Here is a 24,758-nt window from a genome sequence, read left to right as displayed (position 1 = left end):
ACCTCACTTGATATAGCCCAGGGTCTTTGCCTGGGTGTAGACCTTGCCCGTGCCGCCGAGGATCGTGCCGAAGGCATCGAGATAGCCGCCTTTCACAGCGGCGTCGGCGCGCATGCGGTCGAGCTTGGCGCTTGCCAGCTGGTTGGTGCCTTGCACCCTGTAGCCATAGGCTTCGCGATAGGCATTGGTGCGCACGTTCAGCGCATCGATCTCGCCCATCTTGGCGGTATCGACGATCGTATCCAGCGGCGAGCCGAAGGAGAGGTCGACGCCGTTTGCGGCGATCGCGGCTTTCTGGCGGCCTTCGAGCTGGGAGGTCTGCAGGCGCTTCTGCTGCTCTTCCTGCTTGCCGCGCTCGATCGCATCCTTCGCCTGCTTGTCGGCGATCTGCGCGTTCATTTCGGCGACCTGGGCGTTGTATTTGTTCGCCTCGCTGGTCGCCTTTGCCTGCTGCACCTGGCCGGCAGCACCCAGAAGCGTTGAGCCCAATGTCAGCGCCAGACCAAGATCACACATCCGCTTCTCCCATTTCGAACAGCCGGAACGGATGGCCGTTGATCTCCACCGGTTCGAACAGCCGAAAACCCAGCCATTCGAGCCAGCGCAGCGAGATCGTATTGCGCGCATCCACGAAGTTTCGGAGCAAGCGATAGCGGCTCAACAGTTGAGCCGGCCAATCCTTGGATATCCGAAGGAAGCCTCGAAAATTCTTCTCCACCGCATCGGTGCCGAGCAGCCAGGGCGCGCCGATGCCGGTGAGGATGTTGATGTCGCCGACACCCCACATCACCTCCGGCCGTCCGTCGAAAAGCGCGGTCCACGCCTGAGAGGAATGGCGGTAGGAGAAGGTCAGCGCCGAAAGCGGCGAGCGGCCGGAGGCGGCGAAGACCTCGTCGCGGTCGGCGGCGCGCATGCGCGCGGCAATCTGCCTGATATGATCGGGCCGCGCCTCGATAATGCGGATCTCAGCGGCCAAGGGTGACATCCGGCATGATGGAGAGAATGGTCATCGGCAGCGGATCGAACTGCTTCACCCACATGGCGCCGCTGGTGCTCCAGTCCCAATAGGGGGTGATGGTGAGATCGCCGGTATAGAGGCTGATTGCCTCGTTCCAGTTTTCATTGCGGCGCTGCTTGTATTCCACCAGCGTGCCACCGTCGCGCTCGCCGTCTTCAGGGCCGGTGAAGATGCCGCGGGTGTTTTCCACCCGGAAGGTCACTTCGGAGATGGATTTGCTGCGGCCCTGCACGGTGCCGAGGCCCTGCACCTGGCCGACATCGAGATCCAGCGTTTCGATCGCCGCCGTCACCGGCAGGCCGACATGGATTTTCGAGGCGGCGTTCTGGAGCCGCACGCTGCCACCAGCGACGGTGAGATTGCGCACGACATTGCCGTCTGCGAGCGCCACGAGCTCCTGGCCTTCGAGATGGCCGAGTCCGTTCAGCGTGGTGGCTGGCGGGCCGGAATAGGTGAGGCCACAATCGACGAAGAAGGCGTCCTGTACATCCTCGAAGGCGCGGCTATGCAGCCGCTCGATATAGCGTTTCTGTGTGCCATTGATCGTGCGGCGGATGATGAAATAGGGCACGTCCTCGCCATTTTCCTCGATCACCGTCACGTCCTCGAAGAAGGCATCGTTGCCGGGGCCGCTTTCATGGCGCGTCCAGGCCCAGACATCCTGCTCCTTCATGTAGGTGAGGGAGACCAGCGCGCCGTCATCAAGCACCACCCAGACGACGGAATCCGGTGCCTGGGCATAATCCCAGGCTGATATCTCGCGGCCCTTGAAGAGATGGCGGGCAAGGATGGTCAGATCCTTCCCCACATAGCTATCCTGCGTATAGTCATAGGAGAAATCGCGCACCACGCCGCCAAGGCGCTGGGCAAAAAGCACGGTATTGCCGACGACGATCGGCTGCACCTTGGCGGCACCCCGATAGCCCTGGTTATCGAGCTTGATGGCGGAGGGCGAAATCGCATCGGAAGTCGAGCCGCCGGTGACGATCCATTCGGAGCCGGAGGTCAAAAGCAGCAGGCCGCGCACCGAGATCATCGAGCGGATCTCATTCACCTGCCGGGCGCGGATGCGGAAGGTCACGGCGTCGCTTGCCTTGGCGGGCGAGGAGACGCCGAAATTCTCGTAATTGGCGGATTGGCTGAGCCAGACGGCCTGCGGGTCGTTCTGTGTCGAGGCGAAGGCAAGCCGCTGCTCGATGAAGGTCACGCAGCGCGGATAATTGCCCGCCCCATTGAAAGGGTTGCGGCCGCTCTGCGGCGTGTCGGAGAGATCGGGCGTGATGTTCTCGTCATCGAAGCTCAGGCCCGTCGTGCCGCCGACATAGCCGAAAATGCCGTTGTCGTCGCGGTAGACGATGTAGCGTGCCGCACCCGACACCGCCGCCCAGGCCACGCGATTGATGCCGCCCTGGATGGCGAGGTCGTTAACGGTAGCGCCGGCATTGGACGGCAGGCTTTCCTCGCCGCTGTCGGCAACGGCGGAAACGCAGTAACGGTATGTGGTTGCCACATAGCCCGGCTTGCCTGATGTATCTCCTGGCTTGGTGACGACAGGGGTTCCCGCCGGCGGATTGATCAGCGGCTTGAACTGGACCGTCGTCAGCGTCCAGTTGTTGTCGGCCAGCCGCCCGAGTTTGCGCACGGGGTGATTGACGTGGCAGAGGTAGAGCACGTCGGCTTCCTGCACGAAGACGAGGTCCTGCACTTGCGTCGCCGTATAGGCGGTGACGACCTCGTAAGGGGCGGCGCCCGTCAGCACCAGGCCGCCATCGCGGAAGATACGGATGTATTTGTCGCCGAATTCGAGGATGTAGGTCTGCTCGGTATTGAACTGGAAGCGGATCAGCCTGGCCTGTTTCGAGCTGTCCTTGATCTCGTGGATGAATTGCAGCCCGGCCCGGTTCGAGACGCCGCCATGCGGGTGCACGAAGACATTCAGCGCCGTGCGCAGACCACTCTGATATTTGGTGAGATCGACACGTGCGCCGAGGGCGGGCGAGAGTTCACCTGCGGTGAAGGAGGGCTGGTAGGCGCGGAAATCAGCCATGGGCGCGCACCGCGATCAGTTCGCTCACGAAATTCTCGCTCGTGTGCCTCACCTGATTGGCTTCGGCCTGCTCCGCCGCCCGCTGGCTGTTTTGGGCGAGCGCCATCGCATCGGCGCGGATCTTCGGATCGCGCGTCAGCGGCATGGCAAGGCGTACGGCCAGATGCCAGGCGAGCGCCTCGATGAAGAGCGGTGAATATTTCGTCGGGTCGGTGAGCCGGCAGGTATAGCGCAGCAGAGCCGGCGAGAGATCGCAATAGAGCCGGTCGCCCTCCAGCGCATAAGCATATTGCATCTCGCGTCCCGCCTCATCGAGATCGGGCTTCAGTGTTTCGGGCGGGATGGCGGCATCACCGGCATAACGCGGCCTGATCCAGCGGATCTGCAGGCAATCGGCCGGCTGCGCATAGGAGTGGCGCCATACACCCGGCTTGTCATTGTCGAGCGCGCCCAGCGCCACGGTCTTGCCCGCCACAGCCCAAGGGAAGGATTGCAGCAGCACATCGCGGGTCTGCGCATAGAGCTGATTGCAGGCGCGCGCCTCGGCGCTCTTTTCGGTGAGATCGTTGATATTGTCCTTGCCGATATTGGAAAGGGCGAGATTGCAGATAGAGACGACGGTAGCCATGAACCAACCTCTTGAGTTGATGTAGGGGTACGGCTCGGATGGTTGTGAGGGTGAAGTGGGGTGGAGAACTTCCGCTCTGATGTGGTGGATTTAAAAAGGACCCCGCCCCAAACCCCTCCCCACAAGTGGGAGGGGCTTAACCTGCCGCTCCGCTGTGTAAAATCCTCAAGGTTTCGGAAGGAGCGATGCGGGTGCCCCAAGTTAGCCCTTCCCACCTGTGGGGAGGGGTCTTGCGAAACGCTGCGGCCCTCTGAACGCCAATGATCCCCCCCATCATTTCCATTCCCACAGGGAATATCAACTCCCATCCCACCATGCTAAACCACACCCAAGCCCATCCATCCAGGGAGCCCCGCATTGGACAGACTCGCCGCCATGGAAACCTTCATCCGCGTCGTCGAAACCGGCTCCTTCTCGGAAGCCGCCCGGCAGATGCATCTGGGACAGCCGGCCATCTCCAAGACCATCGCCCAACTGGAGGCGCGGCTCGGCATCCAGCTCCTGCTGCGCTCCACCCGCGGTCTCACGCCTACCGAAGCCGGCGAGAGCTATTACGAGCGGGCCAAGCGCGCCATCGAGGAGGCGGACGAGGCGGAGCATGCCGCGCGTGGCGCGGGCGCCAGCCTCTCGGGGCGGCTGCGCGTGAGTGCGGCGCCGACCTTTGCCAGCCTCCATATCATCCCGCATCTGGGCGAATTCCTCGCCCGCCATCCCGGCCTCGATATGGAAATCCTGCTCGATGACGAGCGCATCGATCTGATCGAGGAGGGCATCGATATCTCGCTGCGCATGGGCGATCTGCCGGATTCTGCGCTCACCGTGCGCAAGATCGGCCAGTCGCCGCGCATCGTCGTGGCCGCGCCCGCCTATATCGCCGCGCAAGGCACCCCAACCGGCCCCGCCGAACTCGCCGGCCATCAGAGTGTCGTCTATGCCAAAGGGTTTGGCCGCGATACCTGGATCTTCCGCAAGGATGCCGCCGAAGTGCTTGTCACCATGAAGGGACGTCTGCGCGTCTCGGCGGCCGAGGGCGTGCGCTCGGCGGTGCTTTCCGGCATCGGCCTTGCCGTCGCCTCCGAATGGATGTTCGCGCCCGAGCTTGCCGATGGCCGCGTCCAGATGCTGCTTTCGGACTGGAGCCTTGCGCCGCTCGATCTCTGGGCGGCCTTTCCGGCCGGGCGCGGCGTCAGCGCCAAGGCGCGCGCCTTCGTCGCCTTCGTCGAGGAGAAGCTGGCGAGTGCCTGAAGCTCTCCGATCGGCATAGGCCATTCCTGTGGGGAATAAGTACTAGTCGCGCCGGCTTTCTACTTCGCCTGCGCCAAAGCCCATAATTTCTGCCTCGTGTTCAATCGAGGCGCCGCAAAAACCGGCGCGACGCAGAAGGAATGGAAGCATGAGCAGGAAGCTGGAAAACAAGGTCGCCGTCATCACCGGTGGCAGTGCGGGCATCGGTCTTGGTGCCGCCAAGCGCTTCGTGGAAGAAGGTGCCAAGGTGTTCATCACCGGCCGGCGACAGTCGGAACTCGACAAGGCGGTTGCCGAAATCGGCGGCGATGTCGAGGCCATCCAGGCCGATGCCGCAAGCCTTGCGGATATCGACCGCGTCTACCGGATCGTCAAGGAAAAGGCCGGCCGCATCGACGTGCTCTTTGCCAATGCCGGTTTTTACGAATTCGGCCCGTTCGGCGAGATCACCGAGGAGCATTTCGACAAGACCTTCAACACCAATGTGCGCGGCCTGCTCTTTGCCGTGCAGAAGGCGCTGCCGCTCTTGTCTGCGGGATCGTCGGTCATCCTCACGGGCTCGATCGCCTCGATCAAGGGCTTCCCGGCCTTCTCGGTCTATGATGCCACCAAGGCCGCGATCCGCTCCTTCGCACGCGGCTGGATCGTCGATCTCAAGGGCCGCGACATCCGCATCAACGTGCTGAGCCCCGGCCATACGGAAACGCCCGGCCTCTCGACACTCGCCGACCAGAACATTCGCGACATGATGAAGGCCAATGTGCCGCTCGGGCGCATGGGCACGGCGGATGATCTTGCCAAGGCTGCGGTTTTCCTGGCTTCCGAGGATAGCAGCTATATTACGGGCATCGAGCTGTTTGTGGATGGAGGTGTGGCACAGTTTTGAACTGTGGGGTTGAGAAAAAAGACCCCACCCCAAACTTGTCCGGGGTCGAGCCGCGGGTCTCGACCCGTCCTTCGGACCCCCACAAGGGGGAGGGGCTTAAACTGCCGCCCCGGTTTACAAAAACCTCAACGTTTCGAAAGGAGTGGCGTGGGTGCCACGGGTTAGCCCCGCCCCCTTGTGGGGAGGGGTTTTCAAGGGCTCCCACCTATCAGGATTCGCCAATCATACCGCAGGTGTACTCGCTGTAGGTGCCGTAGTCGGTGATCCAGCCGGCATCCTCGAATTCCAGGTTCGGCCCAAATCCCGAAATGACCTTCAGATCCTTGCCGGTGCGCTGCAGGATATTGTCATGCACCGTCTTTGCCTTTTCCGGGAAGGAGAAGCTGTAATAGAAATCGGACATGCAGCCACCGCCGGCATTCAGGGCGTAGATCGGCAGGCTGAACTGGTTGAACCTGCTTCCGAAATATTCGCCGACCGTATTGACCACCACCGGTGGCCCTTCATTCGAGGTGCAGGTCGCCGATATCCTGCTTTCCATGGCCTTCAGGCTTCGCCTCGTCTCGTCGGGCAGCGCGAGGTTGTTGATGAGCATTTCCTTGTCGTCGGCGTTGTAGGAAAGCCCGCCTTCGGTAAAGGCGCAATTGACAGGGTCGGGAAAGAGTGTTTCCGCCCATTTGTCCGCGGCAATTCTCGATGTCGGAAGAAGAACAGTCGTCGAGAAAAGCATTGCAACTGAAATGCCGTGAAAATTGAAAAGCAATGACAACATCTATATTCGCCCCTAACCCCACATGCAGGTTGCATGGCAGGCGCGAATTTTCAACATGGATTTTCCCGCAAAATGTCAGGAGCTGATTTCCGCTGCGATGGTGCTCCAAACTTGCCGGGTGGCTGACCTGGCAATGAAGGAGAGACAAGCCTCTCACCCCGCCTTGCGGCTGAGAAACAACCCCGTCTCCTTGCCCACCTCCAGCACGCCGCCGCCCGTCTGGAACGCCTCTGATATCGCCGCCCGAAAAGCCGCAAGCTCTTCCTCACTCGCCCTATCCCCCGGCGGATACGATGTCAGCGCCAGAAATACATCCTCCGGCTCCGTTATCAGCATATGGGCCGGGTGCTCGCGCATGGTCACATTGCCGAACTCAGCCAGCATCAGCCGTTCAGCCGTCTCGTAGCCGAAGGCGGCACCGGCGGGATCATAGGGCGGGCTGCCGAAAACTGCGGTCAGCGCATACATTCCGCGCATATTGCCCGCGCCGTTGGTCGTCACCGCAAGGTGGCCGCCCGGTTTCAGCACGCGGTGCATTTCGGCGATCGCCTTTTCCTGATCGGCCACATGGTAAAGCATGTGCATGGCGATGACGGTATCGAAGGAGGCGTCGGCAAAGGGCAGGGCGGCGGCATCGGCCTGCTCCCCGGAGACGGCGGCGAAGCCGAGCGCTTGGCAGCGCTCCAGCCCTTCCTGCAGCATGCCGGGGGAGAGATCGGCAAGCGTGAGGTTCAGGCCCTCCGGCAGCTCGCTTGCCACCGAAGCCCAGAACCAGCCGGGGCCGCAGCCGATGTCGAGAACGGCATCGCCCGGTTTGAGCGGTAGTTGCTGCGCCACCCAGGGAAACCAGCCGGTTTCGGCAATCGTATATTCGCGGTTCAGGCGCCCGCGCGCCGCAAGCTTGCGGCTGTCGCTATATTGCTCGTCATTGCCTGTGGTGATGGATGACATGATCGGCCCCTGCTTCCCTCAATGTCAGATGGAATAATGCGGCGGCTGATCCTGCATCTTTGCGGTGCGAGGGGCAATCGTGAGATATGGCCCGTTGGAGCTTTTCACACTGTTTCGGTTTTCTCGATGGGTGGAAAGAGGCGCGCGGCAACCCGGGAGCAAGGGCTGTCGGGAAGGAATGCGTTTGCGGATCCGTCGCTCCTGAGGCGGTTGCCGCTCTCAACCGCAGCTGCTACTCCACTTCTTCCGTCCGGCCTCGAAGGAGACACAGTGAAGAACCGCATCTTTCTCGTCATCGCGAGTGTCTTCATTCTGGTGGCGATCGCCGGCCTTGCGATCAGCTCGGCGCGGCTGATCGGCCTGCTCGGCTGATCAGAGACAGGCAAGGGCTGCGTCTAGATCTTCCCCGCAACAGCCAGATAGGCAGAGATCGTCAGCACCGAAAGCACCGTGGAGGCCAGCACCACGCGGCCCGTCAGGCTCGCTTCGCGGCCATAGAATTCCGCCAGCATGAAGGGGCCTGTGCCTGTCGGCAGCGCTGCGAGCAGCACGGCGGTATGGGTGGCGGCCGGCGGCAGGTTGAGGAGCGGTGCTGCGATCAGCCAGGTGACGACGGGCTGGGCGATCAGCTTCAGGCCGACGAGAATGCTTGTTGTCGTCGCCCGGGCGCCCGCTTCGCCGACCTTGGTGCCGGCCAGAAACAGGCCGAGCGCGATCAGCGCGCAAGGTGAGGCTGCCCCGCCCAGGAGTTTCAGGAAGGCATGCACGGGGGCGGGGAGCGATGCACCCGAGAGCATCACCAGCGCGCCGAGGACGGGTGCGACCAGCAGCGGGTTTTTCGCCAGCGAGCGGGTCGTCTTCAGCGCGATATCGCGTCGCCGAGTCGCAGATTGCAGCCCGCCTTCGATGAGGATGATGGCGAGGGCAAAGAGCACGCAGACGGTGAGGATGGTCGAGATCAGGGTCGGCGCTATGCCGGTGTCGCCGATCAGTGACAGGACGAGCGGAAAGCCGATGAAGCCGGTATTGGCGTAGCTTGCATTCAGTCCGTCGATCGCAGCATCCGCCAGATGCCGGCCCCTGGCGACGCGCCAGAGGAGCGTGGCGCCGAAGATGACGGCGCAGCCGGCGGTAAACGCCAGGATGAAGCCCGGCTGCCAGATCTCGGCGGGTTTGGCATTGGCCATGATATCGAAGAGCAGGGCGGGCAAAGCGAGATAGACGACCAGTCGGTTGACCTCGCGCGGGGCATTTTCACTGAGCGCCCCGGTCTTGCGGGCGATCCAGCCGGCAAGGATGAGGGCGAAGATCGGCAGGACAATCGAAAGGTTCGTCAGCATTGGCAACTCGGGCAATTCGGCGCAGCTCCGTATCTGGAGCGATGATTGCCTAGCGCCTGAGATCGAGATAATCCAATGTCATCTGCAATGCTGATTGATACTTCTGAGGTATCGAATGGACACACGCCATATGCGCTATTTCGTGGCGCTGGCCGAAACGCTGCATTTCGGCCATGCGGCTGCGCGCATGAACATGAGCCAGCCGCCCTTCAGCCGGCAGATATCAGCCATCGAAAAGACGCTTGGTGTGCGGCTCTTCGAGCGCAATTCGCGCAATGTTGCGCTGACGCCGGCCGGCCGGCATTTCTTGGCCGATTGCCGCGCGGTGCTCGAACGCTTCGATGCCGCCTGCCGGGACGTGCAACTAGTCGCCAGCGGTATGAAGGGTGAGTTGAAGCTCGGCTTCATGATGCATGCCGCTCATAGCGTCATCCCGGCACTGGTGCGGCTTTATTCGCAGGCGCGTCCGGATGTGCGGCTGATCCTGGAGGAGCGCATACCCACCGATATCGAGGAGATGCTCACCGAAGGCAAACTCGATGCCGCCGTCACCTTCGGCGGCGGTCCCGCACCGCATCTGCGCACGCTGCTGCTTGCCCGTGACCGGCTCTGCCTGATCGTGCCATCGGGCCATCCGCTGGCCGAGGCCAAAACCATCGGGCCGCAATCGCTTGCGGGCGAAAAACTGATCGCCGCGCCCGCGACCGTGGCGCCAACGCTGCGCTCGGCGATCGGCCTCTATTGCGCGTCCGGCGGCGTCATCCCGCATTTTGCCTTCGAGCCGCGCCTGCAGCACACGATCATCCGGCTGGTGCAGGAGGGGCTGGGCGTGGCGCTGATCCCGCAATCGCTTTGCAGCGATCTGGCGGAGGGCGTGGTGTCCCGGCAGCTCGACGATGCGCCGGAATTCGATGTCGTGCTCTGCGCCTCGCGTGCGGCGAAGAACCCGGCTGTGCCGCAGTTGTTCGAGGTGGCGGGGCGGGCGTGATTGGCGCAAGATCTTGGCCGCACTGGATTCCTGTGACGAGCACAGGAATGAGGGAGGAAAGGGACGTCGCCACTTCGCCGCGACGGGGATCGGTAGTGGATGCCGCAGGCTGATCCGACCTGTGCCTACTCCATGTCTTGTGCCTGCCGCACAAGTGCTTCAGCGAATGACGATCCACCGTAAGACGCGGTGCCGAACTCGAAGCCCAGTCCGTCAGCGCATCGGATGAGGCCTGCCATCAGCAGAAATCCAGCGCGGTATTCATCGACGGATGATCGGAAAGTTATGCTCACGACATAATCGCCATAACCAAAGTCGGGCGCATCCATGCCGATTTTCTTGAGCTCTTCGTTGAGATCAAGCGGCACGAAATCCTCCATTCCGGTGGGGCGGGTGATCGCGCCTTCCGCGATCTTGGCCCTGTCGATTTTCAGGCCATAGGCGAAAGGCTCTCCGGGGCGCAGCTGCTTGATCGAAGCCTCCAGCTCGATCTGCCTGCCGTCGAAGGCCACCGTCAGGCCGGAAGAGGCTGGATTGTCCTGAAGCGGCTTGCTCATATCCGAGGGCAGAGCCGGAATGACCTGCACCGGATATTTGAGATCCGTAAGACAGGCATTGAGTTTTTCCGGCGAAAGCCAGTGGGCCTCGTGCACGGCGACATAATATTCGGTGCCCATAACGTATCCTTGGCTCGGGCAGATCCCGGTGGCGACGGGCATGGTTTTACGCAAGGATTATCCATTTGTCAGCAGCCCCAGCCTCCGTCCCTCGGCAGCCGCCTGTCCCCTCGATTTCGCGCTCAGCTTGGCGAGGATCGAGGAAATATGATGATCCACCGTCTTGGCAGATACGAACAGGCGCGCGCCGATCTCGGCATTCGAGCGACCCTCGTCGATCAGGCGCAGCACGTCCATTTCCCGTGTCGTGAGGCCGGCAGCGTTGGCCTGGGTGCTGGCCCTCGGGCCGCGCGTCGCAAGCCGGCCGCTGCGTTTGCGGATCAGGTCCTTCACATGGGTGACGACGGCAGTAGCGCCGAGGGCTTCCAGCGTCGTCAGGGCGCGGTAGAGCGCGTCATTATCGCCGTCGAGCAGGGCAAGGGCGGCGAGATAGGGCGCGCGGCGGTCGGTCCAGATATCGGCGGCTTCCTGCCATCGGCCGTTGAGCATGGCGATCACGGCAGCGTCGCCGCTGGAGTCCTCGGGCGCAAGGCCGGTTTCGCCCAGAATATGCGCCCAGAAGCCGATCATCGAGCCGGCGGCATCGTCGCTGCAGAGGGAAGCGGCCTGCCGCAGGCCGGCGAGCGCTTCCTCCCGGTCGCAGAGGCCGAGCCAGGCGCGTTCGGCCACCAGCGCGGCATGCGCGGACAGGCGCTGGAATTCGAAGGTGTTTTCGAGGAATTTCGCCATTTCCTGCAGCAACTCGCCTGATGTCTCGCCGCGGCGCGTTCTGAGCGTCGCCAGCGCCACGAGCGAGGGATAGCGGGAGAGCGCAGGGGCATTCTGGTTGTCGACCACGGCTTGCGCTGCTGCGGCTGCCTCCTCCCATCGGCCGAGGAAGGTCAGCAGTTCCGCGAGCTCGCCGCGCATATAGTCGCGCCAGGTATCGAGGTCATGCTCGATGCAATAGGCAATGCCGCGCGCCAGCACATTCTCGGCGGCATCGACTGCGTGGAGCTGGATTTCCACCCAGGCGCGGTTGGTGAAGGCGCGGGCCGCATGCTCCTGGAAGCCATGCTCGAGGGCGATTGCCAGCGCCTGATCGAGTGTTTGGCGGGCGCGCTCCGGCTCCCGCCAGCAGATGGCGGTGCCGACATTGTTCAGCGCATGGCAGAGGACTTCGGGCCTGGCGATATCGTCCGATGTCATGAGCGCAATGGCGCGCTCGCCGTAGAGGGTTGCGGTCTCGGCATCGCCCGCCAGCATGCCGAGCTGCGACAGGTTGGAATAGCCCATGGCGAGCTCGGCCGGGCTTGCTGCCTGCTCCAGCACGTCCACAGCCTCGCGGCCGAAGGCATCGGCGCCCTTGCGGTCTCCGGCGAGATAGCTCAGCCGCGACAGCCAGCGCAGGTTATCGCCGACATGCCTTATATCGCCGAGCGCCCGGTAGAGCGCAAGCGCGCTGGTCTGGGCGGCAATGGCCCGTTCCATCTGGCCGGTCAGGTGGCATTCGAAGGCATAGCCCTCGTAGAGACAGGCGCGCCTGGCATCGCTCAAGTCTCCGGCATGGGCGAGCGCCAGCTCGTAATGGCGCATCGCCTGCCGGTGGGCGCCGAGCCTGCCGGCCTCGGCTGCGGCCTTCGGGGCAAGCTCCGAAATCGCGCTCATGTCCTGCGCCTCATTGGCATGGTGGACCATGCGCGCGACCGAGGCCTCGGCCCGGTTACGGAAATAGGCGAGCGCCTTTTCATGCAGCGCCCGGCGGCGCAGCGGCGGCAGCGATTGTTCGACGGCCTGCCTGGCAATTTCATGGCGGAACATGAAGAGGTTGCCCCCCGGGCCACTACTTGCGGGCACCAGAAGCCCGCAGGCCGTGCAGGCTTCAAGCGAGGCGCGGGCATCGCTACCGCAGATCGCCTCGATCAATTCAGGCGCAAAGGCATCGGGCGAGGTGGAGGCGGCCCAGAGCGCCTCCCTGTCAGCCTCGTCAAGGATATCGGCCCGCGCCAGCACGGCATCGCGGATGGTTGTCGGCAGATGGTCGCGGCTGAGTGGCGGCAAGCAATCGCTGCCGGCGCAATCCACGAGCTCGCTGACGAAATAGGCATTGCCGCCGGTGGCGCTGAAGATCGCCTCGCCATCGAGGCCCTTGCGGTCCGCAAGCTCCAGCACGGCGGCTTTCGACAGCGGCGGGACAGTGATGCGCAGCCAATGGGCGGGCGGAATATCGGCGAGCAGCCGCCTGAGCCGCGTCTGGCCCGGCGTATCGTCATTGCGCGCGGTTGCGACCAGCAGCAGGCACGTGTGGCGGATGCGCCGGCCGATATAGCGGATGAGGTTCAGCGTGGCGTCATCGGCCCAGTGAATATCCTCGATGACGAGCAATGTCGGCTGGCGCCCCTCAGTCAGGAGATCGAGCACTTCGGAGAAGAGGGTGATCCAGTTGCCGCTGGAAGCCCTGGTCAGCGTCCAGCGGGCGTGCCGGGCAATATCGCGCCAGGGCCCGAGCGGCTCGGCCGTGCCGAAATTCTCGCAGGCGCCCGAGAGGATGCGGGTACCCTCAGGCACGGCGCCGGCGAAGGCTGCGGCGAGGGAGGATTTCCCCGCACCTGCTTCCCCTTCGAGAAGTACGACCCTGCCATTGCCGTTGGCGGCCTCGCGCAACAACGACTGAAGGTGATCGAGATTGGGGGCGCGCTCGATTAGTCGCATGGCGGATTATTGCCAGCATCATCGCCGGCTGGGAATAGGAACGTGCCAAAATAGGGCGGCGAGCGCCAGAAAATGGGGAGATATCCCGATGCGTCGGCCCTGGCATCGGCCTAGCGTCCGTCTCGTCAACAAGGATGCGAACAGGAGGTCGCCATGCCCAGATATCTTATCGAACGCAACATTCCCGGCGCAAGCAAGCTCACCTCGGAAGACCTGTGCAACATTTCCGCAAAGTCGAACCAGGTCGTGGCCGGCCTCGACCGGCCCTATACATGGATCACCAGCTATGTCGCCGGCGACAAGATCTACTGCGTGCATGAGGCCGACAGCGCCGAAACCGTCTACCGCCACGCCCGCGAAGGCGGCTTCCCGGCCGACCTGGTGAGCGAGATCGCCTCGGAGTTCGGACCCCAAACTGCTCGGCAGACCGCCCGCGCATAAGTTACCACGCCGGCCGCAACGCGAGGGGCGGCGGCCGGCGCTCACCTCGTTCCCTCCTCGGGTAAGGCTGGGGAGGGAATGGGGGGACATAATGCAGATCGCCTGTGCCACGGTTTCTTAGTCAGCGGGTCGTGCTTTGGACGAGGGCGTCACCTCATTCTCCCTCATTCCCGTTTCCTCGTGCTGACACGAGGGATGTCACAGGAATCCAGTCTGCCCAAATTCTTGGGCAGGAAAGATTTTTTCCACTCCCATGGCAAATGAGTCTCTCGCCGCGAGGCACGCTGCTACTGGATCCCTGTGACGTCCTTCGTGTCAGCACGAGGAAACAGGGATGAGGGAGGTTGGGCGCGCGTCAGCACAACTGCACTGCGCGTCACTACAAAGGGGCATCGCCACATAGGTGCCCAACGCTCAGCCGCATTGTCATGCCCTGACATAGAGCCGCACCGCCAACCCCTTGCCACCCCACCGCAGCCCACGCTATACGTCCCGCCGATGGGGATGGAGTACCCCCGAAACCGCCCACAAGGCTGATGACTCCTACCGTGTTTAACCGCGGTGGGAATCTGTCCGGAGCCCGCCGCAAGGCGGGTTTTTTATTGCCCGTCCGAGAGTTTTGGAGCGAGCATGTCCTTCTATACCTGCCTTATCGTCATGGCCGGCGGTGCGCTCGGCACCTTCGCCCGCTATGCCGTATCGATCATCGCCATGCCCATCAGCCGGGATCTGCCCTGGGGCACTGTTATCATCAATGTCACGGGCTCGCTCATCATCGGCCTGTTCAGCACGCTGACGCTCGCCAATGGCCGTTTTCCGGTGTCGGACAATATGCGCCTCTTCGTGATGGTCGGCCTCTGCGGCGGCTACACGACCTTCTCCTCCTTCAGCCTGCAGACACTCGACCTGCTGCGCTCGGGCGCAACGGTCAGGGCCTGCATCAATGTCGCGGCCTCCGTCGTGCTCTGCATCGGGGCGGTGGCACTCGGGCATCTGATTGCGACGCGGATCAATGGCGGGGTGGCGCAAGTGGCGCAGGCGGCGATCGAGGAGCAGGGGTGAACCGTCTCTCAGCGCACATGCTTGATCGCCGGCGGAACCCAGCCTCCTTCCAGTGCCTCCGCACGCGGGCCGTAAATCCGCATCGTTGGGCCGATCGGGTTGGCGGCGGGCGAGGGGAGCCAGTTTGCCTCCTTGTCCTTGCCCGGTGACTTCGGCTGGATGTAGATGTCCAGCGAGCCGTCTTTGTTGAAGGTCAGCTTGTCGCGGTCGCCGATGGCGAAGCGGTCGATCGGGTTCGGCACCTGGAAGCCCTGGTCGTCATACATGGTGATGGACCAGAAGGCGTCGGCCGGCGGCGTTTGCCCCTTCTTGAAATGCAGCACATACTTCTGCCCTCCCATCAGCGGCTTGCCGTCGCCGTCGAGAAAGGCGGCGGGATAGATTGCGTCCTGCGGCAGGTTAGCGCCGAGGCCGCCGAGTGCGACTGCGGCGCGCTGGCGATAGGAGGTGCCGTAGGTGCCGATATTGTTCAGCGTGATATTCCAGCCGTTGACATGGGTGCCGAGCGTCTTGATGGCGATGACCATATCCTTGCCCGCATCCTCGGCGCCGGCATTGATGGCATCGACGGTCGCCTTGTCGAGCGACTTGCCGTCCCAGTCCTTTCCAGGCTCCAGCCCTAGCGCCCGCATGCGGAAGAGTATCGGATAATCATTCGGGTGAGGCGGGTATTTCTTCAGGAGCTCGGCAAAGCGGGTGAAGAATGCGATACCGCCCATCTGTTCCACCTGGACCAGGGGCGGGGTTTTCTGGTCGATGCCGGCAGAGACTTCGGATTTTGCCGGCGGACTGTAGTTCTTGCCCCACCGGTCAAGCGGCGTCAGCTTCAGGCCGTCCTGCACCTTGTGGACATTGTCGTAGTCCGAGGGGCCATTGGTCTGCACCCGCCCGAGGATCCAGATCATCGATGTCGGTGCGTCGATCCTCTCGATACCGTCAGGCAGCGTGCCCGACCATCCCGGCGGCACATAGGCGAAGTTGCCGGTCCCGGTGCCTGTCGTGCGCGAGCCGAGCGAGGAGAAGACGTCCGACCACATGTCGAGCGTCGGCACCAGATAGTAGCGCCCTCCGGTATCGGGCACGGAGAGGATGATCGGTCCTCTGGAAAGATCGAGCCAGGCGGCGGAGTAGAGCGTATCGAAATTGAAGCGTACGACATCGCGGGCATCGGCTGCGGGATAGGTGCGGAAATAGGCGAACTGGTTGACCGGTGCGCGGCCCACCACCGAATTGGCGTCGGCGACCTCCGTCATCTGGCGCATCGTCACATCCATGAGCACCATCGGATAGGCATATTGATAGACCTCCCGCGCCAGCAGGCGCGTGTCCTCCGGCGAGGCGGCAAGAAGCGTGGTCGGGACGACGGCAAGGCTGAATGCAGGCGCGACGAGACAATACCGGTTCATGCGCAATCTCCCCCAGATGTTGCTGGGGCAAAGTCTATCGCCGGGGCAGGGCGGGATAAGTACGTTACGGTAAATCCGTACGTAAATGACGGTTGCCGAGTGCCGGTGTCGCGATCCAATATCTAATTACGACGCGGATCAGCGTTGCGAGATGCAGGCGGCAACCGAAGACCCCATCCCGTCACAGCACCGGCCGAATAAACATCCCGCCGAATCTTCCATCTGCCGCCAGTGCGAAGCTCCATTCGAGATGGCCGTTATCGAAGGTCACGTCGTAGACATCCCAGCCTTCCGCCGTCACGCCCTTGAAGGATATGTCCCTGAGCGGCCCCATTCGATCGAGATCGGCCTTGATCATGGCGGATTGTTCGCGCGCGGCGGCGGCGAGCGGCGGGCTCATCCGCTCATAGTCGGGTTCGCCGCGCTGGTGCTGTTCGATGACCTGTTCCAGCAGCGCCTTGCTGTTTTCCACCGGTCGCTTGTCGCGGATGCGCGCAGCTAGCGCCTCTTCCAGATCGGTCGCGGCGCGTTCGTCCATGCGGGATGCTTCCAGTTCATAGCCGTTCTGGTGCAGCACGAGGCCGGTGACAGCGCCGCTTTCGTTGCGGGTAAAGGTGATCTGCGCCTGAACCGCCTTGTAGAAGAAGCGGTCGGCATCTTCGGCGAATATCTCGAGTTCCGGCTGGCCGGTCAGCCGCGTGAAGAGCCGCCCGTCGCGCAGGCTCACCACATAGGCCGACGTACCCAGATGATAGTGTCCAGCATAATCGGCATAGAGCGCAGGATCGATCTTCTGTTCGGTGCGCGGCCGTGCCTGCTCATAGCGGCGCCAGGCCATGGCATCGGCTGAGGTGTCGGTCATGTTCGTCTCCTTTGCGAGCTTCAGCAGTTCATCGATCGAAAGAATGTCGCCTGCGGCCATCTTCGCCCGCAGCGCGTCGATGACGGCGAGGCTGCGCTGCGTGCGGGTCAGCTGGTCCTGCAAAGCGAGGTTCTGCATGGCGAGCATGCGGTCGAGATCGGTCGCGTGGCCGGCGAGCAGCCGGGCGATGTCCTGCAGGCTGAGCCCCAGCCGCTTCAGAGCCAGGATCTCGGTGAGCCGTGCAATTTCCCTGGTGCCGTAGAGCCGCCAGTTCTTTCCCGTGCGCGGCGGCCGGATAAGGCCGGTCTCTTCATAGAGCCTCAGCGCACGCACAGTCATGCCGATCCGCTCGGCACATTGCGCCGCCGTCAGCCAACTCTGTTTTCCTGTTTCGGCGTCCATCAAGCCTCCCGCGATGTCTCGGAACCCTTCTAAGCTATGACGCTGGGTCCGGCTCAAGAGGGTTTTCGCGGATTTTTTCGGTTTCGGCTTGATGCCTGTTGCAGGGCGGGTGGGATGTCGCTCGGAGCCGGGCTACAGCATCGGCCCGAAAATCGGAATCGATCTTCGGAAAGCCTGATGCGTCGATTCAAAGAGTTGGAGCGTCGGTGCGGCGAATGGCGCAATGCAGGGGGAAAGAGATTATTCTGCCCATGGGAAAACCCATGACAGGTGCAATCGATCCGCCGGGTATGCCGCCCGGCGGATCGAGCGGCCGTTAATTCCCTGTCGAGGTCGGGGCGGAGTAAGACAGGGATTCACGGATCTGGTCGATTTTGCCGTCGGCCTCTCCGACGCCGAGGATGGTTTTGGCCTCGGCGAGGACTTCCGGGCTCACTTCGCCGCTGCGCGTTGCGGAAGCCAGCGCATCCTCCAATGCCTCGTCGCCGAGGACCGGATCGTCGACGGAAGGCTCGATGCCATTGTCGAGTTCAAACTGGGCATAGGCCACGGCGTAGGCGGCGATCGCGGTCATCTTCGGATCGGACGTGTGCAGATAGGCCTTGTAGCTGCGGTTGAGAGAATTCAGGCCCTTGAGCTCGGAGGCCAGGTTCTTCTGCTTGATATCGGCTGCGGCGTTTTTTGCATTGAGCGATTTCGTCTTCGCCTCGCCGGATTTGCCCTTGGCTCCGTTCTCGGATTTCGAACCGCCGTGCAATGAACTGCCCGTCGAACTGCCCGTCTGGGAATTGCCGGACTGGTGGCCGCGGTTCTCGTGACTGCCGCTTTGTCCGCCGCCATTGCCGCCACCATTGCTGCTGCCGTGTCCGCCGCCATTGCCTCCGCCGTTACCACCGCCGTTGCCGCCACCATTGCCGCCGCCGTTTCCACCGTCCTTTGCCATGGCGGCAATATCGGCGCCGGTGATCGTCAGCGGGCTCGAAGCCATGATCATCGAAAGTGCGGCTATGGACGCAAGAGTTGCGATACGCATCCGGGTCTCCCTCGCAGGATAATTCATCAAAAATCGTGAGATAGCCGACTCGGGAAGGCGGCTATCGAATGAAGACGATGTTAGGCGCGAAATGCGGGGCGTGCATCGGACCGAGGTCCGGCATCCGCCGGACTATGGTCTTAGAGAGCGGGAGATGGTTAACGGGGTCAGCGTCGGCCGGCGGGTCGCCGATCCGGAATCGGGTGGCTGCCGCTTCTCATATTTCCTACCCCTCCATGACCATCAAAACAGCAGGTTTGGACATGGAACTGGAAGACAAGGCGATTATCATTTCCGGCGCAAGCAGCGGCATCGGAGCGGCAGCCGCCCGGCTGTTTGCGGCCAGGGGCGCGAAGCTCGTGCTCGGTGCACGGCGGGCGCAAAACCTCGATGCGCTGGTTTCCGAGATCACTGAAAGCGGCGGCATGGCCGTGTCTCTGGCCGGTGATGTACGCGAGGGAGCCTACGCGCAGGGCCTCGTCGACCGGGCGCTCGATGCCTATGGCCGGCTCGACGGCGCTTTCAACAATGCAGGCATCGTCGGCGAGATGGGCGCCTTTGCCGAGATGAGTGCGGCCAATTGGGAGGCTGTGATTTCCACCAACCTGACGAGCGCGTTCCTTGCGCTGAAGGCGCAGCTGCCGGTGATGAAAGCGCAACGCAGCGGCTCGATCGTCTTCACCTCATCCTTCGTCGGATACAGCAATGGCGGCTTGCCCGGCATGGGGGCTTATGCGGCCTCCAAGGCGGGCCTGATCGGCCTCGTGCAATCGGTCGCCGCCGATTACGCGGCCGATGGCATCAGGATCAACAGCCTGCTTCCGGGTGGCACCATCACACCCGCAGGCGGCGAGAATAATCCTGAATTCCTCGACTATATCTCGAGCCTGCATCCGATGAAGCGGATGGCCGCGGCGCAAGAAATTGCGCAGGCGGCGCTCTTCCTGCTGTCGGACCAATCGAGCTTCATGACCGGCAGCCCGATGATCGTCGACGGCGGCATGTCGGTTCGGCTGCTTTAGCAGAAGTGGCCTCGGGCGGTGTTGCGCCGCCCGAGGCGGGGAATTTCGCGGCCGTCCCGGAGGGTCACGTCCCAGAGGGTCACCGGCGCTTCACGCCGCACTCGATTCCTGACATATTTGCAGAGAGACAGCCAACCGTCGTGGATATTGCGTCATGAACTCGCAGACACGTGAAAAAAGCACCATGCGCGCACCTACCGGGTCCGTTACAGGGCTTTGCTCTGCGTCCGCCACCATGTTTGCAGTCGGAATGGCCTTTCTGGGTTACTGGGGGGTCTATGAACAGGGGAGCTGGCGTGCAATCGATTATCTCGTGATGATTGTCGCTGTCATCGGATTTGCGGCACTCGGCTGCGTGCCCTGGATTGTGACCACACCTGTCGCGGAGGATGAGGCAGACAAAGTCGTCGTCGCCAGGCGAGCGATGGCACTGGGGACGGCGTTAATCTGGATGGCCGTCTGTATTACCGTATTTGTCTGAGTTGCCCCGCGTGACCCCGGCGGCGAGAACAAGCCCGAATTCCTCGACTATATCTCCGGCCTGCGAGCTGGCCTCTGGCGGTGGTCGCTCCGCCCGAGACAGATCGGGGATTATCATGCCCTGGCCGATGCCCGTTCGAAGGCGCCGGCGAAGACAAGGGCCGTGGCGCCAATCATCAGCCCGCCCGCCAGCAGGAAGGTCAGCTGCATGCCGGCTGAAATCGCTGCCGGCGTCGCATGAATGAAATCCTCGGTGCCGGCGCCATAGGCGAAGACGGCGCCCATCAGGGAGGCGCCGGAGATCAGGCCGATATTGCGCGACAGGCCGAGCAGGCCGGAGGCTGTGCCGCGCCGGTCCTTCGGCACATCGGCAAGGGCCGCGGTATTGTTGGCGGCCTGGAAAAGCTGGTAGCCGGGCGTCAGCACAATGATGGCGGCAATATAGCCGACGACGCCTGAAAGCTCAGGCAGGATAGCCAGCAGGAAGGCGCCGGCGGCGAGCATGGCAAGGCCGATCGAAAGCACGGGGCGTGCGCCCCAGGCATCGACCAGCCGGCCGGAGGGTACACCGCTGACGATGGAAACCACCGGACCGACGGACATGACGAGGCCCACGACAGCAGCTTTCAGCCCCAGCGCCAGACCGAGATAGAAGGGGCCGACCACCAGCGTCGTCATCATCACGGCCGCCACCACGATATTGACGATGAGATTGGGGACGAGGCGCCTTTCCAGCATGGCAAGCAGGCCCGCCGGGCGCGTCTTGCCCCTGGCCTTGTCAGCCGGCAGTGTCGCGATCGCCAGGATCAGCGCAAGTCCGGCCAGCGGCACCTGCACCCAGAAGATGCCGCGCCAGCCGGCAAGCGGGAGCAACGCGCCGCCGAGCGAGGGGCCGAGTGCCGTGCCGAGAGCGGAGACCGTGCCGAGCAGGCCCATGGCGCGGCCGATGCGCGCCTCGCTTGCGGTCTCGCGCATCAGCGCCATCGAGATCGTCATCAGGAAGGCAGCACCGACGCCTTGAACGGCGCGCGCCGCCATCAGCAGCGGCAGATCGGGTGCCGTGGCCGAAAGCAGCGAAGCGACGGCAAAGAGACCGAGGCCCATAAGCTGCATGCGCTTCAGCCCGTAGAGATCGCCGAGCCGGCCGACGATGACGACCGAGACCGTCAGGGTTGCGAGATAGGCGACGACGACGCCCTGCACCTGGGCGAAGGGCGCTGAAAAATCCTCTGCGAGCTTGGGCAGGGCGATGTTGGCGATGCTGGTGCCGAGCGAGGCGAGCAGCATCGAAAGGGAGAGCGTCAGCGTCACGCCCCGTCTTTCCATTCGCTCCGATCCGGTCTTTTCCGCCTGTTCCATATCGATGTCCTCTTGCTTGAAATGTCATTCAAGCGCAGGCTACGAATTCAAGCCGACTTGAGGTCAAGCATGAAATTTCTGGATATCGGAGAGGTCTCCGTACGAAGCGGAATCAAGCCCTCGGCGCTGCGCTATTACGAGGAGATCGGGCTCATCACCTCGATCTTCCGCCACGGGCTGCGCCGCCAGTTTCCGCCGGAGGTGCTGCTGCAGCTCAAGCTGATCGCCATGGGTAAGACGGCCGGTTTCTCGCTGGAGGAAATATCGGGCATGTTCGGCAAGACCGGTGCTCCGGAACTGCCGCGCGCCGCGCTGCATCAGAAGGCCGATGAGATCGACCGGCAGATCCGGGAGCTGACAGCGCTCAGCGACACGTTGCGTCATGTCGCCGAATGTTCCGCACCCTCCCACATGGAATGCCCGACCTTTCGGCGGCTGCTCGATGTCGCGGGCAAGCGGGCGGGCGCGGGCAAGGGCAAGGGCAAGGGTGCGCGGGCAGTCAAGGGCAGGTAGGGCCGGCAGGCAGCTTGTGTGGTTCACTCTCGCCGGCGCTTGCCTCGCCGCGTACCATCATAAAACTCCGGCGGCTTCTTTCGCACCCAGGCGACGAAGGTCTGGATGGCGGGATGAGCAAGCAGAGCCTCGACGGTCGGATAGGCATGTTCCAGCTCCGCCTCGCTGAACTGCGCATGGATCTGGCGATGGCAGATGCGGTGCAGGACCTGCGTCTCCCGTCCGCCGCGGCTCTTGGGCACGAGATGGTGCTCGTCCCGCTGCTCTTTCGGAACGACCCGGCCGCAGAGCGGGCAGATATCAGGCGCCGGCGCCTCATACCAGGAGGTGACGTCTCGGTTTCTCTTTCGCGCCATCAGACAAGGTTAGCCGCAAGCCGGACCGGCAGGCAACCGGCACCGCCTCCCAGATCTTCAATCTTTTGGCAGGGGCGGTGGAAGGTCGGGGCCGCTATATTCCTGCGTCGGGCGCCAGGCGGTGTTGAAACAAAAAATCGATTTACAAAATAAGACACCTTTACTGTCGGTCCGCAGCGGGGAGCGGGGAATGACCGACACCAGGCCGGGACCGAAATTCTCGATCACAATGTCGGATCGGGAAGATCAGGCCCGTCCTAGAGGCATTGCCAAAGTTCAATCCAAAGGAGGATCATCATGCCGAGCACAATCAAACTTCACCGCGTTCTGGCGACCAGCCCGGACAAGGTCTATCGCGCCTTCCTGGAGGCGGACGCCGTGGCCAAGTGGCTTCCACCAAACGGCTTTACCTGCACGGTCCATCATCTGGAGCCTGTTGTCGGCGGCACACACAGGATGTCTTTCCGCAACTTCACGACCGGCCACAGCCATTCCTTCGGCGGCGAATATCTGGAACTCGTTCCCGGCCAGAAGCTTCGCTACACCGACACGTTCGACGACGCCAACCTGCCCGGCGAAATGGACGTGACCGTGACCCTGACGAAGGTCTCGGTCGGCACCGAACTCCATGTGGTGCAGGCCGGCATCCCCGATCTCATCCCGCCGGAGGCCTGCTACCTCGGCTGGCAGGAATCGCTGCGCAATCTCGCACGTCTGGTCGAGCCCGATATCCAGCAATAAGCGTCAGAACCCAAGGGGAGGCCGGGTCTGGAAACTGCTTTTAGACCCGGCCTTTTCTGTGTTCGTGCATCCGGGTTGTCTCGGGAAATGGCCTGTTCCGGCCGAAATCCAGCTGAACTATCCGGAACCGTTTCTACCATATCAAAGTATGATTTCGCCCGTCGGAATATCTGCCAGGATCGCCGCGTGAACCTGATGGCGGAGAGTATTTCGATGAAGAAGATTATCGTGGTGTCGTTGACGGTTGGTTTGGTTACCGGCTTGATCGGTTACAATGCCAGTGCGTCCGGAGAGACCGATAACGCGCGCACCCCGGTCCTGACCGAAATGCCTGGCGGCTACCGCGACTGGCCGCTCATCACCGTGGCGCACGAAGAGGGCAAGCTCAACGATCTCAGAGCCATCCTGGGTAACGATATTGCGATCAAAGCCTTCCGGGAAGGGGCCGCTACCTATCCTGACGGCACCATCATTGCCCGCCTGTCTTGGGACTATCACCCGTTGGAAGAAAGCAAGGAAGCCTTCGGCGCGCCCCAGTCATTCGTCGCCGGGTCGCCCAAGAACGGCGTGCAGTTCATGATCAAGGACGCAAAGAAATATGCTTCGACCGGCGGCTGGGGATATGTCGAATTTGACGACGGTAAACCCTCGAGCACGGCAATGCCCGAAGCATGCTTTTCCTGCCACTCGATCGTCAAGGACCGCGACTTCGTGTTCAGCCGGTACGCACCCTGACAGGTGTATCTGTTCTGGAATTGATTATTCGCTATAAGGCATCCATGCCGCGCATAAGGGCGTCCGGGTGGCGCAGTCGAGGTTGGATATGAAGTTCGCCGCTTGTCTTTTTGCCATATGGTCGTTGTGTTGCGCCGCCGCGCCGCCGCTGATGGCAGCGTCCGCTCCCATCCCGGTGACGGCGCAGGGTTGTGGCGATTTCCTGGCACAGATGCAGAGGAAGCCCGATCATGTAGAATTTGCCGGGTGCAGCTACGCCCCGGATCGGCAGGGCAAACCGCTTGAAGCGACATACCGCGTATCCGGCCGGTACGCGGCTGCCACCGAAGCCTATCTCATCAAGACCGTGGGTTTGAACCGCCTCAAGCGCTCCTGTTGCCTATGGGATTCGCCCGCCAGCCAGTTCCGTGATTCAACGGGCCGTGACTTTTTGATCTCCATGGTCTCGGAGGAAACCATGGTTTCCAGCCGCAGCGAGTGGCACCAGATCGCCGTGTTCGGGATCACGGTGGAGACGTTTACGGAAGACATGTGAAAAAGCGGCGCGACGCGGATCTCAATCCGCAGAACCGCCGTATCGGACCGTCATTCGATCTGCATATCCAGTTGCTGCGCGATGGTTTCGTAGTGGCGGGAGGAGGCGGCATTCCCCTGTCTGGCGAATAGCCCGCTGACCTCCCGCGCGGCCTTTGCTGCTGCGCGGAACGCGTCGAGCCTGACCTGAGGTTCCAGTTCCGCATCGCCGCCGATATCGCCGTCCTTGAAGCGGCCGACGCGATAGCCTTCGTTGTCGATCACGCCAATGACAGGCACTCCGGCCTGCATTTCCCCGTAAAAGGCAGGGCCGGCGTGATCGCCATCGCGGCGACGCAGCATTCCCGGTCCGGAAGCCTTATTTCCCGGACATGCGCCGGTCCAGTATGTCGGACCTGCCGTAAGGGAAACAGGAGACACGAATTCGCAATGGCTGGCCGGATCCTTGGACCACGTCAGGCCGCCCGCAGGCTCCTGCGCTTGCAGAGGCAGCGCGCACCACAGGGATGCGACGACCGCCAAGGTGGCTACGACGTCAAGTGATTTTCGCTGCTGCAACTTTGATGTCC

General features: G+C 62.7%; 26 protein-coding genes and 1 riboswitch. Of the genes, 11 read left to right on the top strand and 15 right to left on the bottom strand.

All coding sequences use genetic code 11. The features are described from left to right. Positions 1-3 precede the first annotated feature (3 nt). From AC1DM5_RS23000 to AC1DM5_RS22985, 4 genes are read right to left on the bottom strand one after another with little or no spacing between them, the layout of a single operon-like run. On the bottom strand, positions 4-516 hold the full coding sequence (locus AC1DM5_RS23000; protein ID WP_477823261.1) for a virion core protein, T7 gp14 family: 513 nt from the start codon (positions 514-516) through the stop codon (positions 4-6). Further along, complete coding sequence (locus tag AC1DM5_RS22995; protein WP_477823262.1) at positions 509-985, bottom strand: hypothetical protein; 477 nt, start codon at positions 983-985, stop codon at positions 509-511. Before AC1DM5_RS22995 ends, AC1DM5_RS23000 begins: the two co-directional genes overlap by 8 nt. Beyond that, complete coding sequence (locus AC1DM5_RS22990) at positions 966-3,065, bottom strand: phage tail protein (RefSeq protein WP_477823263.1); 2,100 nt, start codon at positions 3,063-3,065, stop codon at positions 966-968. The genes AC1DM5_RS22995 and AC1DM5_RS22990 overlap by 20 nt, the downstream gene beginning before the upstream one ends. Beyond that, entirely contained in the window at positions 3,058-3,693 is a 636-nt protein-coding gene (locus tag AC1DM5_RS22985; RefSeq protein ID WP_477823264.1) for a phage connector family protein, read from the bottom strand. The genes AC1DM5_RS22990 and AC1DM5_RS22985 overlap by 8 nt, the downstream gene beginning before the upstream one ends. Before the next feature lie 357 nt (positions 3,694-4,050). On the opposite strand from AC1DM5_RS22985, the gene AC1DM5_RS22980 reads away from it, so the two are divergent. Both AC1DM5_RS22980 and AC1DM5_RS22975 read left to right on the top strand, forming a co-directional pair. Then, positions 4,051-4,938 (top strand): LysR substrate-binding domain-containing protein, encoded by an 888-nt coding sequence (locus tag AC1DM5_RS22980; RefSeq protein WP_477975677.1) that lies wholly within the window; start codon positions 4,051-4,053, stop codon positions 4,936-4,938. A gap of 148 nt (positions 4,939-5,086) precedes the next feature. Beyond that, on the top strand, positions 5,087-5,824 hold the full coding sequence (locus AC1DM5_RS22975; protein WP_477823069.1) for an SDR family oxidoreductase: 738 nt from the start codon (positions 5,087-5,089) through the stop codon (positions 5,822-5,824). Positions 5,825-6,032: 208 nt separating this feature from the next. On the opposite strand, the gene AC1DM5_RS22970 is transcribed toward AC1DM5_RS22975, so the two are convergent. The 3 genes from AC1DM5_RS22970 to AC1DM5_RS22960 all read right to left on the bottom strand — a co-directional run bounded on the left by AC1DM5_RS22970 (position 6,033) and on the right by AC1DM5_RS22960 (position 8,887). Then, positions 6,033-6,596, bottom strand: coding sequence for a hypothetical protein (locus AC1DM5_RS22970; protein WP_477823070.1), 564 nt, complete (start codon positions 6,594-6,596; stop codon positions 6,033-6,035). A gap of 153 nt (positions 6,597-6,749) precedes the next feature. Beyond that, complete coding sequence (locus AC1DM5_RS22965) at positions 6,750-7,547, bottom strand: class I SAM-dependent methyltransferase (RefSeq protein ID WP_477823071.1); 798 nt, start codon at positions 7,545-7,547, stop codon at positions 6,750-6,752. A 395-nt stretch (positions 7,548-7,942) separates the two neighbouring features. Beyond that, positions 7,943-8,887: an AEC family transporter gene (locus AC1DM5_RS22960; protein ID WP_477823072.1), complete on the bottom strand. Its 945-nt coding sequence runs from the start codon at positions 8,885-8,887 to the stop codon at positions 7,943-7,945. Positions 8,888-9,002: 115 nt separating this feature from the next. Here AC1DM5_RS22960 and AC1DM5_RS22955 point away from each other — a divergent pair, with 115 nt between their 5' ends. Then, positions 9,003-9,875, top strand: coding sequence for a LysR family transcriptional regulator (locus AC1DM5_RS22955; RefSeq protein ID WP_477823073.1), 873 nt, complete (start codon positions 9,003-9,005; stop codon positions 9,873-9,875). A 125-nt stretch (positions 9,876-10,000) separates the two neighbouring features. On the opposite strand, the gene AC1DM5_RS22950 is transcribed toward AC1DM5_RS22955, so the two are convergent. Both AC1DM5_RS22950 and AC1DM5_RS22945 read right to left on the bottom strand, forming a co-directional pair. Continuing rightward, positions 10,001-10,552, bottom strand: coding sequence for a hypothetical protein (locus tag AC1DM5_RS22950; protein ID WP_477823074.1), 552 nt, complete (start codon positions 10,550-10,552; stop codon positions 10,001-10,003). A gap of 57 nt (positions 10,553-10,609) precedes the next feature. Then, complete coding sequence (locus AC1DM5_RS22945; RefSeq protein ID WP_477823075.1) at positions 10,610-13,243, bottom strand: ATP-binding protein; 2,634 nt, start codon at positions 13,241-13,243, stop codon at positions 10,610-10,612. A gap of 153 nt (positions 13,244-13,396) precedes the next feature. Between AC1DM5_RS22945 and AC1DM5_RS22940 the strand changes: the two genes are divergently transcribed. Together AC1DM5_RS22940 and crcB are read left to right on the top strand one after the other, a co-directional pair. After that, positions 13,397-13,684 (top strand): DUF4242 domain-containing protein, encoded by a 288-nt coding sequence (locus AC1DM5_RS22940; protein WP_310386499.1) that lies wholly within the window; start codon positions 13,397-13,399, stop codon positions 13,682-13,684. 491 nt (positions 13,685-14,175) lie between these two features. After that, positions 14,176-14,237: riboswitch (Fluoride riboswitch) on the top strand. A 77-nt stretch (positions 14,238-14,314) separates the two neighbouring features. Further along, positions 14,315-14,746, top strand: a complete 432-nt coding sequence (gene crcB / locus AC1DM5_RS22935) for a fluoride efflux transporter CrcB (protein ID WP_477823076.1) — start codon at positions 14,315-14,317, stop codon at positions 14,744-14,746. A gap of 8 nt (positions 14,747-14,754) precedes the next feature. On the opposite strand, the gene AC1DM5_RS22930 is transcribed toward crcB, so the two are convergent. The 3 genes from AC1DM5_RS22930 to AC1DM5_RS22920 all read right to left on the bottom strand — a co-directional run bounded on the left by AC1DM5_RS22930 (position 14,755) and on the right by AC1DM5_RS22920 (position 18,449). After that, positions 14,755-16,152, bottom strand: coding sequence for a DUF1254 domain-containing protein (locus AC1DM5_RS22930; protein ID WP_477823077.1), 1,398 nt, complete (start codon positions 16,150-16,152; stop codon positions 14,755-14,757). Between the two features lie 181 nt (positions 16,153-16,333). Then, positions 16,334-17,416 carry a MerR family transcriptional regulator gene (locus AC1DM5_RS22925; protein WP_477823078.1) on the bottom strand — a complete coding sequence of 361 codons (1,083 nt, stop codon included), beginning with the start codon at positions 17,414-17,416 and terminating at the stop codon, positions 16,334-16,336. Positions 17,417-17,732: 316 nt separating this feature from the next. After that, positions 17,733-18,449 carry a hypothetical protein gene (locus AC1DM5_RS22920; protein WP_477823079.1) on the bottom strand — a complete coding sequence of 239 codons (717 nt, stop codon included), beginning with the start codon at positions 18,447-18,449 and terminating at the stop codon, positions 17,733-17,735. A gap of 263 nt (positions 18,450-18,712) precedes the next feature. Between AC1DM5_RS22920 and AC1DM5_RS22915 the strand changes: the two genes are divergently transcribed. Continuing rightward, a complete protein-coding gene (locus tag AC1DM5_RS22915; protein ID WP_477823080.1) occupies positions 18,713-19,471 on the top strand; it encodes an SDR family oxidoreductase in 759 nt (252 codons plus the stop codon). A 154-nt stretch (positions 19,472-19,625) separates the two neighbouring features. After that, a complete protein-coding gene (locus tag AC1DM5_RS22910) occupies positions 19,626-19,952 on the top strand; it encodes a hypothetical protein (protein ID WP_477823081.1) in 327 nt (108 codons plus the stop codon). A 113-nt stretch (positions 19,953-20,065) separates the two neighbouring features. Here the strand turns inward: AC1DM5_RS22910 and AC1DM5_RS22905 are convergent, their stop codons facing one another. After that, the gene (locus AC1DM5_RS22905) at positions 20,066-21,310 is read right to left on the bottom strand and encodes an MFS transporter (protein WP_477823082.1); all 1,245 of its coding nucleotides are present in this window, start codon (positions 21,308-21,310) and stop codon (positions 20,066-20,068) included. Between the two features lie 69 nt (positions 21,311-21,379). Here AC1DM5_RS22905 and AC1DM5_RS22900 point away from each other — a divergent pair, with 69 nt between their 5' ends. Then, positions 21,380-21,823, top strand: coding sequence for a helix-turn-helix domain-containing protein (locus tag AC1DM5_RS22900; RefSeq protein ID WP_477823083.1), 444 nt, complete (start codon positions 21,380-21,382; stop codon positions 21,821-21,823). 23 nt (positions 21,824-21,846) lie between these two features. Here AC1DM5_RS22900 and AC1DM5_RS22895 read toward each other — a convergent pair whose 3' ends face one another. Next, a complete protein-coding gene (locus AC1DM5_RS22895; RefSeq protein WP_477823084.1) occupies positions 21,847-22,179 on the bottom strand; it encodes an HNH endonuclease family protein in 333 nt (110 codons plus the stop codon). A gap of 297 nt (positions 22,180-22,476) precedes the next feature. Between AC1DM5_RS22895 and AC1DM5_RS22890 the strand changes: the two genes are divergently transcribed. The 3 genes from AC1DM5_RS22890 to AC1DM5_RS22880 all read left to right on the top strand — a co-directional run bounded on the left by AC1DM5_RS22890 (position 22,477) and on the right by AC1DM5_RS22880 (position 24,190). Beyond that, positions 22,477-22,920: an SRPBCC family protein gene (locus AC1DM5_RS22890; protein ID WP_477823085.1), complete on the top strand. Its 444-nt coding sequence runs from the start codon at positions 22,477-22,479 to the stop codon at positions 22,918-22,920. Positions 22,921-23,133: 213 nt separating this feature from the next. Next, positions 23,134-23,655, top strand: coding sequence for a cytochrome P460 family protein (locus AC1DM5_RS22885; protein ID WP_477823086.1), 522 nt, complete (start codon positions 23,134-23,136; stop codon positions 23,653-23,655). Between the two features lie 88 nt (positions 23,656-23,743). Then, the gene (locus tag AC1DM5_RS22880; protein WP_477823087.1) at positions 23,744-24,190 is read left to right on the top strand and encodes a DUF4952 domain-containing protein; all 447 of its coding nucleotides are present in this window, start codon (positions 23,744-23,746) and stop codon (positions 24,188-24,190) included. Between the two features lie 50 nt (positions 24,191-24,240). Here the strand turns inward: AC1DM5_RS22880 and AC1DM5_RS22875 are convergent, their stop codons facing one another. Then, entirely contained in the window at positions 24,241-24,747 is a 507-nt protein-coding gene (locus tag AC1DM5_RS22875; RefSeq protein WP_477823088.1) for a hypothetical protein, read from the bottom strand. Positions 24,748-24,758: the final 11 nt, after the last annotated feature.

The organism is Rhizobium sp. 01T437, from assembly GCF_056398505.1.
Note: the sequence above shows the minus strand (reverse complement) of the source record. Positions and strands in the feature narration are given on the sequence as shown.

Excerpts from the sequence above, each read along its gene's own strand:
- AC1DM5_RS22990 (WP_477823263.1), bottom strand. The coding sequence starts at position 3,065 with ATGGCTGATTTCCGCGCCTACCAGCCCTCCTTCACCGCAGGTGAACTC.
- AC1DM5_RS22920 (WP_477823079.1), bottom strand. The coding sequence starts at position 18,449 with ATGCGTATCGCAACTCTTGCGTCCATAGCCGCACTTTCGATGATCATG.
- AC1DM5_RS22955 (WP_477823073.1), top strand. The coding sequence starts at position 9,003 with ATGGACACACGCCATATGCGCTATTTCGTGGCGCTGGCCGAAACGCTG.
- crcB (WP_477823076.1), top strand. The coding sequence starts at position 14,315 with ATGTCCTTCTATACCTGCCTTATCGTCATGGCCGGCGGTGCGCTCGGC.
- AC1DM5_RS22960 (WP_477823072.1), bottom strand. The coding sequence starts at position 8,887 with ATGCTGACGAACCTTTCGATTGTCCTGCCGATCTTCGCCCTCATCCTT.
- AC1DM5_RS22890 (WP_477823085.1), top strand. The coding sequence starts at position 22,477 with ATGCCGAGCACAATCAAACTTCACCGCGTTCTGGCGACCAGCCCGGAC.
- AC1DM5_RS22975 (WP_477823069.1), top strand. The coding sequence starts at position 5,087 with ATGAGCAGGAAGCTGGAAAACAAGGTCGCCGTCATCACCGGTGGCAGT.
- AC1DM5_RS22950 (WP_477823074.1), bottom strand. The coding sequence starts at position 10,552 with ATGGGCACCGAATATTATGTCGCCGTGCACGAGGCCCACTGGCTTTCG.
- AC1DM5_RS22930 (WP_477823077.1), bottom strand. The coding sequence starts at position 16,152 with ATGAACCGGTATTGTCTCGTCGCGCCTGCATTCAGCCTTGCCGTCGTC.
- AC1DM5_RS22995 (WP_477823262.1), bottom strand. The coding sequence starts at position 985 with ATGTCACCCTTGGCCGCTGAGATCCGCATTATCGAGGCGCGGCCCGAT.
- AC1DM5_RS22900 (WP_477823083.1), top strand. The coding sequence starts at position 21,380 with ATGAAATTTCTGGATATCGGAGAGGTCTCCGTACGAAGCGGAATCAAG.
- AC1DM5_RS23000 (WP_477823261.1), bottom strand. The coding sequence starts at position 516 with ATGTGTGATCTTGGTCTGGCGCTGACATTGGGCTCAACGCTTCTGGGT.
- AC1DM5_RS22940 (WP_310386499.1), top strand. The coding sequence starts at position 13,397 with ATGCCCAGATATCTTATCGAACGCAACATTCCCGGCGCAAGCAAGCTC.
- AC1DM5_RS22945 (WP_477823075.1), bottom strand. The coding sequence starts at position 13,243 with ATGCGACTAATCGAGCGCGCCCCCAATCTCGATCACCTTCAGTCGTTG.
- AC1DM5_RS22965 (WP_477823071.1), bottom strand. The coding sequence starts at position 7,547 with ATGTCATCCATCACCACAGGCAATGACGAGCAATATAGCGACAGCCGC.
- AC1DM5_RS22895 (WP_477823084.1), bottom strand. The coding sequence starts at position 22,179 with ATGGCGCGAAAGAGAAACCGAGACGTCACCTCCTGGTATGAGGCGCCG.
- AC1DM5_RS22970 (WP_477823070.1), bottom strand. The coding sequence starts at position 6,596 with ATGTTGTCATTGCTTTTCAATTTTCACGGCATTTCAGTTGCAATGCTT.
- AC1DM5_RS22910 (WP_477823081.1), top strand. The coding sequence starts at position 19,626 with ATGAACTCGCAGACACGTGAAAAAAGCACCATGCGCGCACCTACCGGG.
- AC1DM5_RS22885 (WP_477823086.1), top strand. The coding sequence starts at position 23,134 with ATGAAGAAGATTATCGTGGTGTCGTTGACGGTTGGTTTGGTTACCGGC.
- AC1DM5_RS22985 (WP_477823264.1), bottom strand. The coding sequence starts at position 3,693 with ATGGCTACCGTCGTCTCTATCTGCAATCTCGCCCTTTCCAATATCGGC.
- AC1DM5_RS22925 (WP_477823078.1), bottom strand. The coding sequence starts at position 17,416 with ATGGACGCCGAAACAGGAAAACAGAGTTGGCTGACGGCGGCGCAATGT.
- AC1DM5_RS22905 (WP_477823082.1), bottom strand. The coding sequence starts at position 21,310 with ATGGAACAGGCGGAAAAGACCGGATCGGAGCGAATGGAAAGACGGGGC.
- AC1DM5_RS22880 (WP_477823087.1), top strand. The coding sequence starts at position 23,744 with ATGAAGTTCGCCGCTTGTCTTTTTGCCATATGGTCGTTGTGTTGCGCC.
- AC1DM5_RS22915 (WP_477823080.1), top strand. The coding sequence starts at position 18,713 with ATGGAACTGGAAGACAAGGCGATTATCATTTCCGGCGCAAGCAGCGGC.